The 10,443-nt window shown below is 30.9% G+C and carries 11 protein-coding genes; 8 read left to right on the top strand and 3 right to left on the bottom strand.

Annotation, left to right across the window (positions count from 1 at the left end):
* Window positions 1-806 precede the first annotated feature (806 nt).
* Genes JJE11_RS07980 through JJE11_RS07970 form a run of 3 tightly spaced genes read left to right on the top strand, consistent with a single transcriptional unit; the run spans window position 807 to window position 3,097 of the window.
* Complete coding sequence (locus JJE11_RS07980; protein WP_291634337.1) at window positions 807-1,316, top strand: RNA polymerase sigma factor; 510 nt, start codon at window positions 807-809, stop codon at window positions 1,314-1,316.
* Window positions 1,306-2,298 carry an anti sigma factor C-terminal domain-containing protein gene (locus JJE11_RS07975; protein WP_291634335.1) on the top strand — a complete coding sequence of 331 codons (993 nt, stop codon included), beginning with the start codon at window positions 1,306-1,308 and terminating at the stop codon, window positions 2,296-2,298. The genes JJE11_RS07980 and JJE11_RS07975 overlap by 11 nt, the downstream gene beginning before the upstream one ends.
* A 16-nt stretch (window positions 2,299-2,314) precedes the next feature.
* Window positions 2,315-3,097, top strand: coding sequence for a hypothetical protein (locus tag JJE11_RS07970; protein ID WP_291634333.1), 783 nt, complete (start codon window positions 2,315-2,317; stop codon window positions 3,095-3,097).
* A gap of 453 nt (window positions 3,098-3,550) precedes the next feature.
* Here JJE11_RS07970 and JJE11_RS07965 read toward each other — a convergent pair whose 3' ends face one another.
* Window positions 3,551-4,048 (bottom strand): hypothetical protein, encoded by a 498-nt coding sequence (locus JJE11_RS07965; protein WP_291634332.1) that lies wholly within the window; start codon window positions 4,046-4,048, stop codon window positions 3,551-3,553.
* 556 nt (window positions 4,049-4,604) lie between these two features.
* On the opposite strand from JJE11_RS07965, the gene JJE11_RS07960 reads away from it, so the two are divergent.
* From JJE11_RS07960 to JJE11_RS07940, 5 genes are all read left to right on the top strand, one after another.
* Window positions 4,605-5,438, top strand: a complete 834-nt coding sequence (locus JJE11_RS07960) for a Tn3 family transposase (protein WP_291634330.1) — start codon at window positions 4,605-4,607, stop codon at window positions 5,436-5,438.
* Between the two features lie 99 nt (window positions 5,439-5,537).
* A complete protein-coding gene (locus JJE11_RS07955; protein ID WP_291634328.1) occupies window positions 5,538-5,993 on the top strand; it encodes a small multi-drug export protein in 456 nt (151 codons plus the stop codon).
* Window positions 5,994-6,301: 308 nt separating this feature from the next.
* Complete coding sequence (locus tag JJE11_RS07950; protein WP_291634326.1) at window positions 6,302-6,685, top strand: amidase domain-containing protein; 384 nt, start codon at window positions 6,302-6,304, stop codon at window positions 6,683-6,685.
* A 633-nt stretch (window positions 6,686-7,318) separates the two neighbouring features.
* Complete coding sequence (locus JJE11_RS07945) at window positions 7,319-7,831, top strand: sigma-70 family RNA polymerase sigma factor (protein WP_291634324.1); 513 nt, start codon at window positions 7,319-7,321, stop codon at window positions 7,829-7,831.
* Window positions 7,815-8,861, top strand: coding sequence for a hypothetical protein (locus JJE11_RS07940; protein WP_291634322.1), 1,047 nt, complete (start codon window positions 7,815-7,817; stop codon window positions 8,859-8,861). Before JJE11_RS07945 ends, JJE11_RS07940 begins: the two co-directional genes overlap by 17 nt.
* Before the next feature lie 196 nt (window positions 8,862-9,057).
* On the opposite strand, the gene JJE11_RS07935 is transcribed toward JJE11_RS07940, so the two are convergent.
* Both JJE11_RS07935 and JJE11_RS07930 read right to left on the bottom strand, forming a co-directional pair.
* Entirely contained in the window at window positions 9,058-9,207 is a 150-nt protein-coding gene (locus tag JJE11_RS07935; protein ID WP_291634320.1) for a hypothetical protein, read from the bottom strand.
* A gap of 129 nt (window positions 9,208-9,336) precedes the next feature.
* The gene (locus JJE11_RS07930; protein WP_291634339.1) at window positions 9,337-10,215 is read right to left on the bottom strand and encodes a recombinase family protein; all 879 of its coding nucleotides are present in this window, start codon (window positions 10,213-10,215) and stop codon (window positions 9,337-9,339) included.
* Window positions 10,216-10,443 lie beyond the last annotated feature (228 nt).

Below are 10,443 nucleotides of genomic sequence, written 5' to 3'. Positions count from 1 at the left end.
TTACTTGAATAATTGATTTTATATCAACTTTCCCATAAATGATGGTTGGATCTTATATGATTAAGACCTTTAAAACCTGTATTTTCAGAAAACATAAATTAAAACATTCCCGAAATAGGGTACTTTCGGGAATGTTTTTGAGAAATATTATAAGAACTTTACAATATATTCAAATTTCAAAAAATGCGGGGTTTTGGGCTTAGAACCCCGACTCAGAATGTTTTGATAAAAGACTCTTTTGGGAATAACTGTCTTAACGTATAAAATCCGCGTTTTGCGAGCACTACCCTAATAGTTGCATTAGGGGTATAGGTAGTAATGGAACAGTAATCGGCTATAAGCGTGTAAATATATGGTTATGATTAAGCCTAACGCATGCACAGCAAGCGTTTGAAAATACCATTTATTAATTTGAACGTTCAAAAACACAAAAAATAAGTATATTGAACGCTCTATTTATGGTTTAAAAAAGTACACCTTTACGGAGGGCAATTCGTTTAACATCAAACTATAGTTTCTATTTAAATTATGAAATGTATGTAAATAGGCTGTATTAGTTTGTAAAAATGGGGTTTAATGGTACAATATCTCTAGTGATTAAGGCGCAAATGTAAAATAGGACGTCATAATAGATTTTATTAATTATATATATATTAAGAATCTACCAAGTAGTCAAATATTTGGTAGATTTATTTTTTAGTGTAAAATAAATGTATACATATTTATATTTGAAACGTCATAATAGCAGAAGTACTTCAAAACTAAAGATATTAACTAATTTACCTACTTTATGGAAGGGGGATATGATGAGCAATGAGTTAATCAAAGAGATGTTTGACAAAAAAATGAAGCTAATACATAAGTATTTGATTAAACTTGGCTGTAGCCAACACAATGCTGAAGACATAGTCCAAGACACCTTCTATAAGGCACTGATGTACATTGACGGTATACAGACTGCTAAGTTGTCGTCATGGCTTTTTAAGGTAGCAATTAATAAGTATTATGATTTGTGTAGGAAAAATAGTAGACATATTCATTTGAATATTGACGAAGAAATTTTTAAACAAAGCCTAACAGATAGTAAGCTAGTTGAGGATTTTATATTGGATGTAGAAAAAAAGGAAGAAATTCTTCTAATTCTAAATTCTATCAGTGATATTCATAAAAATCTGTTGTTTTTTAAATACGACATGGGCTTGTCTTATAAGGAGATAGCGGAACTCTTAGATATAAATGAAAATACTGTTAAAACCTATCTCTTTAGAGCTAGGGAACAATTCAAAAAAGTTTGGAGGGATAAGTATGAAAAGTGATGATGAAAAATTAAGAGAATTGTTTGAAGTGAAAGAAAAACCTACTTTTAATAATACCATTAAAAAAGCTAAAACTTTTTCAACAATAAGAACTATAATAGTAAGTTTTATGATATTCATTATTGTTAGCTTTATCGTGTTAATATCAAATGCTACTATTCTAGGCGCAATGAGTAATAAAGAGGAGGATAATGTAAGAGACTGGTTTAATATAGCTATGCCTAATGCTTATGTTGGGAACATACAAGTTGATAGCAGAGTTATGGTTGGGCAAATAGAATATGTTAGGTATAGGTTTTTAGGGGATAAGCCTATAACTGATGGAAGTTATAAAGAGGGATATACCTATATGCCTTTGATTGAGGGTATTTATGGTGACCTGGGTGATTATTTATTTGCTAGCTCTGGTGAATCATCAAAAGACTTAGAAGAGATGACAAAATATAATAAAGTAGGCAAGCATGTTATGAAGTTTTATCATCCATTAATAAAATATGAAAGTTATATAAATGATTTAGATAATCTTAATGAAATAGGTAGCAATAAATTAATGGAGATATCACTATCGTTAGACAAAACTTATAGCATTGACGAAGTCAAAACTATGATTCCAAAGGGTATTACTTTAAATTGGTATTGGGTAGATACCTTACCAGAAAATAAAAAATATGATTCAGGTGAATCAATACTTGAGGAATACAGTGTATACGGGATAAAGGCGTTAGATCGACAAGGAATTTCAATTAAGAATCCTGAGGAAGACTTTATAAATGCAATAATCAGAGGCAAAGAAAAGAAAAATTATAGCAGTAGATATGAAAGTCTATTTAACACTTTAAGCAATGGAAAAGGTGAAATTAATAAAGATAATTTAAAAATAATAGGAGTCGTTGTAAGTGGAGATGTGGAGGCTTTAAAAACCTTAAAGGGTAAGAATTATGTTAAGGCAGCCACAATAGGCGCTGTAGCAGATAAATATTAATAAAGGAGGCATATATATGAAGACATATTTTAAGCTAGAACTTAAAAAAACAATATTATCCATGCGTACTATATTTTCCATCTTAATAATTTTTACATTACTTATGATACCTTATTTACAAGAAATATCTTATCCATTTGCCGAGTTAGATGGCGTAGATTACTATATAAGAATTACTCATTTTTCCTATATAGGATTTATAGGCCCAATTGTAGCAGGTTTAATTTATTCTACATCAATAATTAAGGATAAGGAGTCAGGATTTATAAATAGGTTACTGGAAGTTATAAATATAAAAACTTATTTTACAGTTAAATTAGCAGTAAATACATTAATAACTTTCATTGTTTTTGCAGTTAGCCATGGTATTTGTATTTTATATTTTATTATTATCAGAGGGGTAAGAAATACCGTTGCAACGGATATTGGTAACAGTGCATTTATAAGTGTATATAACGTTTCAAAAATATCATATATTATTATAATATTGTTAGTTATAGCTCTGTCTTCAGCTGCTTTTTCAATCTTTGTTTTGGGGGTAATAACAGCTACTGAAAAGAAGTTTATAGCATTTATACTACCTGTATGTTATGTGATAGTTACAGGGGTTTTCTTTGAGGTATGGTCTCTCAATAATGTATTTGACTTTAATGTGACGCAATTGTTTAATTTAACAATGAATACACATACAAAAGGGCTCAGTATAATTGTATATGATTTAATATTAATGTTACTTGGAGTATTGCTGTTATATAAATTTGGCTATAAGAGATTTTCAGCACAATATCAGGAAGTTTAATTTTGATTGATAAATAAAATTTAGAATGGAATAAATGAGATATGTATGGTCTGTAGAAAGGTAAAAAGTTTGCTCCAGACTTTTCGTATATTGTTCAACAACCCAAACTCAATCATTGTTTTCTCCACCATGAATTATCTTCGCATTATTTCCGTTAATGCTCCTAAATAATTTCATTTCTGTTAATTCGGAATGTACGCTTAAACAGGTATTTCCCTGCTGTAACAATAATAAAATCCTTATCTACTGACAAAGCAGATATATTTACCTTTTCATCATATCCTCCTCAACTTCCAGCTATATAAACAATAAACAATCTTCGTATATTTATAACATAACTAATTCATTCTTTCTAATTATTATTTACGATTAACGAACCATTTTTATCATGTCGGAGTTAATGAAAGATGCGTAATAAGGATATATATAATTTCAATTCTTAACTAATATTATTTAACACTCTATTTTTATTATGTCGAAATTCTTTATGAAATTAGCCGACTCTGTTATAATTTCTTCTCTGATTTTTATAATTCGCTTTTTCCTGTATTTATCAGATACTGCTACAAGTGTATTTGTCATATCATCATAGTCATAATATAATCCGAATAACTTATGAAATCCAATATAATTATACGCATACTTCTTGTCCTTACCTTTACAAAAGTCTGTTTTCATCAACACATCGTGGATTACTTTTCCTACACCCTCAATTGGGTCAACATTCTTATCTATTATCTGTTGTATGTAGTATTTAATTAACATTAACCAAGCATATGTTTTATTCGGTAGTTCAATGTCCATCTCTTTTAATGTCAATTTTAAATACTCTTTGATTTCCCAAATATCGCTACCTAATCCTGCTAATATCCTTAACGAAGGAGTATCATAGCCTTCCTGGAGTGCCTTCAATGCGATGTCAGGCAGTTCATCTGTTCTTAAATTTCCCAAAACATAATTCCATAAACCTGCTGATGGAGATAAAATGAGTTTGAAGGGCTGATGACAACAAAGAATTTTGTAGCATTCTTAGCGATTGTATATCAAAGCAAAAGGATATTGTTGTTACTGGAATAGCTTCATTTAGTGACATCTGCAAACCTTTATATAGCAAAAATTTGACTTCAAACCAGCAGAACCCCAAAAGCAAGGTTACTACTTGATTATAATTTATCGCAAAAGCTATTACCGAATATACTGGCAGAAACTAAAAAAGTAGTAGAAGAAATGAAGAGCACAAATTATGAAAGGTAAAAAAGATGTAAATTTCTTTGCTTCACAATGTTCATAAAGTGTATCACACTGGTATTTTATTATGCACTAATCGAGGTGAGCCAATGGAATTTTACCCAGAAGTTGATGCCAATAGTAGGTATTTCAAATGAAAGCATAAAATACTTTGCCTCATTAGTAGATTATTATTCGGTCTATAAGATCAAGCAACTTAATGAATGGATAGGGTTCGTTTATTTATTATGTTTTGTCCTCCATCGTTATCAAAGTATGCATGATATTCTTATCAACACACGGTGCTAATGAACACGAAAGTCATTATGTTTTTGATGTTTTGTATAACAACACAACCGATATTAAGCCAGATATTCATTCCACCGATACACATGGAGCAAATGAAGTTAATTTTTCTATTCTCAACTTTTTTGGATATAAGTTCGCACCTCGTTATAAAGATGTCTACAGTAAAATTAGTAAATCTTTGTATGGCTTCAATCATCCAAGTCACTATGATGATGTGATAATCAAGCCTGTAAGAAAGATAAATTCTGCTCTTATTGTGGAGGAGTGGGATAATATTCAGCGTATAATATTGTCACTTGCTCTCAAAACGACAACGCAGAGTATTATAATTGGAAAACTCAGCTCTTATGAACGTAAAAATAAAACTAAACGAGCTCTATGGGAGTATGATAATATACTAAAAAGCTTGTATTTACTTGATTATATTGATTCTTTAACATTACGTCAAAACGTGCAGAGAGCACTAAACAGAGGTGAGAGTTATCATAAATTACGCAGAGCGATATCTTATGCTAACTTTGGGAAATTACGATTTAAGACGGAACAAGATCAAAACATTTGGGGTGAATGCGGCCGGCTACTAGCCAACTGCATTATTTATTATAATGCAAGCATTTTATCTAATATGTTAGCTTACAGAGAAGTAAGCGGTGAAGACTCAGATGTATTGAAACACATTTCGCCAGTTGCCTGGCAGCATATAAACCTCTATGGTCGCTATGAATTTAATACAAAATCGAAGTCTATTGATATGGATGCAATTATTCTTGAATTAGCTAAATTTAAAATAGTACCAAATGATTGATCTGCTTATTCCAACTTTTTAGTAGGAGTAGTCAAAAATACTTACTTGTAGTCTGTACCCGAAAATCATATGTCAATTTAAAATTAAAAGAGGTGTTTTATGAAATTATTAGAGATTTTTTTCTGGTCTATGGTTCCTATTATCGAACAGAAAGGAGCTATTATACGTGGAATTATTACTTATAACCTTAATCCACAAACAGTATTTTTTGTAAGTCTGATAGGTAGCCTTATTCCAGTTCCATTTATATTAATATTTTTTAATAGAATATATAAGTGGATGCAGAATTATAAAACGTTAAATGGCATTAATAATTACATTAATAAAAAGTTACATAAAAATTGTTCTAAGTTTTTAAAATATAAAGAAATTGCACTTGTATTATTTATTGCTATTCCTCTACCGACGACAGGTTTATGGACAGGAAGTGCAATCGCGGCATTCCTAAAATTCAATTTTAAGAAGTCTATATTCTGTGCAATAATAGGAGGCGTTATTTCTGCATTCTTAATAACAGTATCTTCAGTTGTATTTCCAACCTTTTTAGGAATGTAGAAGCATAGAGAATTTCTATTCATAAAATCCAAAAGCTATAAATTTAATGCAAAATCGAAGTCTATTGACATGGATGCAATTATTCTTGAATTAGCTAAATTTAATAGTACCAAATGAGTGATTTTCTTATTTCACCTTTTTAGTAGGGGTAGTCTATCCTCCGATATAAAAATACACTAACTTACCTTTTCGGGGGGATAGGCAAAAACACCCATTTTATAATTCGCGAAATATTTAATATAAAGTTTCTAGGGTTACTTAAAAATACTTGGATAATTTGCTTATTCCACCTTTTCGGGGTGATGGGCATGGGAATGTCAATGAAAGGTACTCCGGGAACGGATAGTGCGGCACAAAATTTTGCTAACTGGTTTTCAACAGGGAATACATGCAATACAAAGAACGTGTCCTCAACATGGAGGGGAGCAGACGCTTTCAGAAATTACTGGCAAAGTAATGCTGTTGGATATAAGAAATTTACATCATTTACAACTGATGCATATAACTATGGTTACATAGGACATGCCGTATCTTTGTTAAATAGTAATGGACGTGCATACCATACGTTGATGGTTGTTGGCTACTCAAATGGTGATCTTATATACGCAGCACATTCAGGAAGTACAAAGACTGGTTCTCTTAAGTCAGCTTCAAGTGGCGGATATGGATTTATCCTTTATAAAACTTATTAATTAAAAATTTTCTTGTATAAATTTTTAATTATTTTTAACACAATAATACATGGGCTTATGCCTATGTATTATTGTGTTATCATATATATAGAACAAGGAGAAATGAGATGGTCTTATATTATTATTTTGGTAGTCGCCTTGCTGGCGCTTTTGGGATGCAACCAATCGTATACAGGTGTTAGCTAGCTGGTTTCTAAAGTCTTGCCGCAAGAGATTACTACAAGCACAAATAAACCTTATGTATCTTAAAAAACACCTAATGCAAGCAATATGGATTTTCCAGCGAAGAAATTGAAAAATGCGAATTAGTTGCAACAGAATATTACAATGGAAATACTCACAAGGTTGAATTTGTGCGATTTATTAATAGAAATAATTTGTATGATAATTCTTCTAAATATGAAAATGGAAATATTATTTCATTTTTGTTAAAATTAAAAACTCGGATAACCCATTCAAAGAGATTACATTGATTAGGAAAGATTCGGGTAGTAGACGAAGGCAATTAATAAAACCTATATATTAATTTAAATTTGCTCATTATAAGCTGCCTCTTTGGGCAGCTTTAAAAATATTTTTTAAAATAGGATATTTGCTATTGGTCAATCGTTTTATAAGTAGGAGGTGAAAGTTTTGTTTAACAATTCGTTAGTACTTACAGAAAAGAATTTCACTGAAATATACCAACGAAATGTGGATACTGTTTACAGGCTATGCTATATGTATCTACAAAGCACTGCGGATGCAGAAGATGCTGTTCAATCTATATTTATGAAACTGCTTAAAAATAGTAAAAGGATTGAAAGCTCTGAACACGAAAAAGCATGGTTAATTTTAACTTCTAAGAATTATTGTAAAGATGTTTTAAAAAGTTGGTGGAAATCACGTAGAATTAGTGTTGACGATATTCCAGAAATAGCCTGCTGGGACAATAACCAAATTGTTAGTGAAGTTTTAGAAAAACTTCTTTCCTTACCGGTAAAATACAAAGAAGTTCTATATTTATATTATTATGAAGAATATTCTATAAAGGATATTGCAAAGCTCTTAGGTTTAAATGCAAGTACTATTCAAACACAGCTTTCTACTGGGCGTAAACATCTAAAAATAAGTATAGGAGGGCAGTATAATGAAGAATCATATTAACGAACTATTTAATGCTTTTACCCCTAAAGAAGATCAAAAATCCAAAATATTCCATAAAATATTAAATGAAAGGGATCATGGAACAGTAACTAAAAGAAAATACTCTCATGGCTTCAAAGGATTTCTTCGCCCAGCTATTGCTTGCATGCTTTGCTTGTTAATATCGGTTAGTGTATTTATTTTTGGAGGAGGAGGTAACTCTTTTATGGTGTATGCTTATGGTGAAAATGTAGAAATCACAAACACAGGAGTTCAGCTTTCGACTGGTTTAATTCATGATGATGGTGAAATGCGGGGACAGCTACTGCAGATGTATATCAAAGGTGAAAATATTAAAACTATCAGATTTTCTTGTAAAAATCAATATATAGATTTTACTGACTGGACGGAAAGCAGGCTCAATTTTAGTATGGAAAAGCAATTTACTGTAACTTATGGAAAAAAAACATCAGACTATGGCTATCTTGTTGTTAATTGGAATCCTGAAAATACTATCAGGCAGCTTACTGATACTGCAAATAGCTCTATTGCAAAACTTAGTCAGGCATTAAGAAATGATATTATTGTGATGGAAGTAGTTTTTATAGATGGTAAAAAAGAAACGAAAGCCATTGGTATAAGCTTAGAGGACAATGGTAACATACTTGCAAAACTTCAAGATTATAAAATCAGTCAAAATGATGACTTCATCTTGAAGCCTCAAAGCGATTTACCAGCACAGCCTAAAATTAATATTGGAGAAGAATTAAGTGATAAGGTTGAAAAATATTCCAAAGAAGAAATAGAAAATGCTAAAAATGTTGCAAGAGAATATTATTCTAGGTTTTCGGGTGATAAAAAAATTAATTCTATTGAGTACACAGAAAATTCACCGCTGCTTAGTAGTGGAATACCTGATAAATACAAAGATTGGAATATAATTGCATTTAAGGTTCATGAAAAGTCAATGGAGCCTAATATATTAAGGACAATTCTTCTCGCAAAAGAAGCTGATAAAAATGATTGGGTTGTGATTAACGAAGGATATTGAGCTAAAAGGCACTTGTAACTCTTAAAATACCCATAAGGCTTCCTGGAATATACTAGGAGGCTATTTTTTACTTTATCACTTTTTTTAGGGGTATGAAGAACATAGCTGTAACCAGAGGCAATAGGAAAGTTTCAAATTTCATTTGAGAGTACTGGTCTAAAAATACTTTTTTAACGATTCTATACCAATTTCCAAATTACTTTTCTCCATAACTTTTCTCCATAACTTTTTCAATAGTTCCCATTTTCAATTCTTCTGCCAGGGCTATAATATCTTTTAAGGTTTTATATGAATATTTCACTTGAGCCTGTAGACGGCATAGTTCAATTTGTAGAATGGGTATCAAATATTCTTCCTTTTCCCATTTTAAAAGTTGTTTTTCAAATACCTGAGTAAAATCAAGTTGTTCTGGGGTATGTGTAGTAATGGAAGCAGAATTCGGAGTTATATTCCTAAAATTACCAATTAATCTATTTCACCATTTTAATCCAAGTTCATTGCAACAGGCTTCACCTTCAGTAAAACAGTTCTTCAAATCAGCTTCATTTTCTAATTCATGGAATATCTCATATACTGTATTTTTCAAATCATCAATATTCTTATATTTCACAAAAATTATATACTCATCATCCTTTGGAGATGTTTTTTTCATATTATAATAATCCAAGTATTTCTCAATGTTTTCTCTAGCTTTTTTCTTTCCACGTACAAATTTGTTATTGTTCTCAACTCTAATGCTCATGAGGATTTGCGCTGTTTTTTCATTAGAAGGATTAATATTAGTTTCGGAGCTATTTCCTTGTTTATGTATATACCGATATAATGTTGCCTGACTAATTCGAGACATTTTTACTATTTCGCTAATGCTATATTCTTTTGAATCATATAGTTTTAAAGCTTGTTCAATATTCCTCTCTTTAACTTTTGGCCTGCCACCTTTCCGTCCTCTGGCTCTCGCACTTTCTAAACCTTCTTTTGTCCTCTGAACTATGAGTTCTCTCTCAAATTGGCTGAATGCCTCAAAAACTGTAAGCATAAGATTCCCTTGTGGTGTATTTGTATCAAAGTTTTCTTTAATACTTATCAGTGTTACTCTTTTGTTTTTGAAGTATTCTACAAGCTCTATTAGATCCCGTGTACTTCTGCCCAATCGTGAAAAACTTTCGATAATAATAGTATCTCCTGGCCTTACTTTATCTTTTAACCGCATTAGTTCAGGCCTGTTTGTTTTTGTTCCAGACATTTTCTCTGTTACTATTTCAATACAATTATATTGATTAAGTAGATCTAATTGCCTGCTTAAATCTTGTTGAACTGTGCTTACCCTTGCATACCCATAGCTATAATTTTCAATATTGCAGCACCTCCTAATTATATGTTAATATTATCATAATAGGTAGTTTGTGTTAATATGTTTTTGATAATAGTTTTAATAACCGTTTTAATGGATTGTATGCATTAATTTTTAGTAAAATTATTAATTCTCAAATACCATCGTTTTTGATAACGAGTTATTAATCTTTGTTAGTGGTATATTTTGGTACATGTAACGGGAATTTCTGTCCAGTTACTACACAACCCC

The sequence above is a fragment of the Clostridium sp. genome (genome assembly GCF_016650095.1).
Taxonomy (GTDB): Bacteria; Bacillota; Clostridia; order Clostridiales; family Clostridiaceae; genus Clostridium_AD.
Note: the sequence above shows the minus strand (reverse complement) of the source record. Positions and strands in the feature narration are given on the sequence as shown.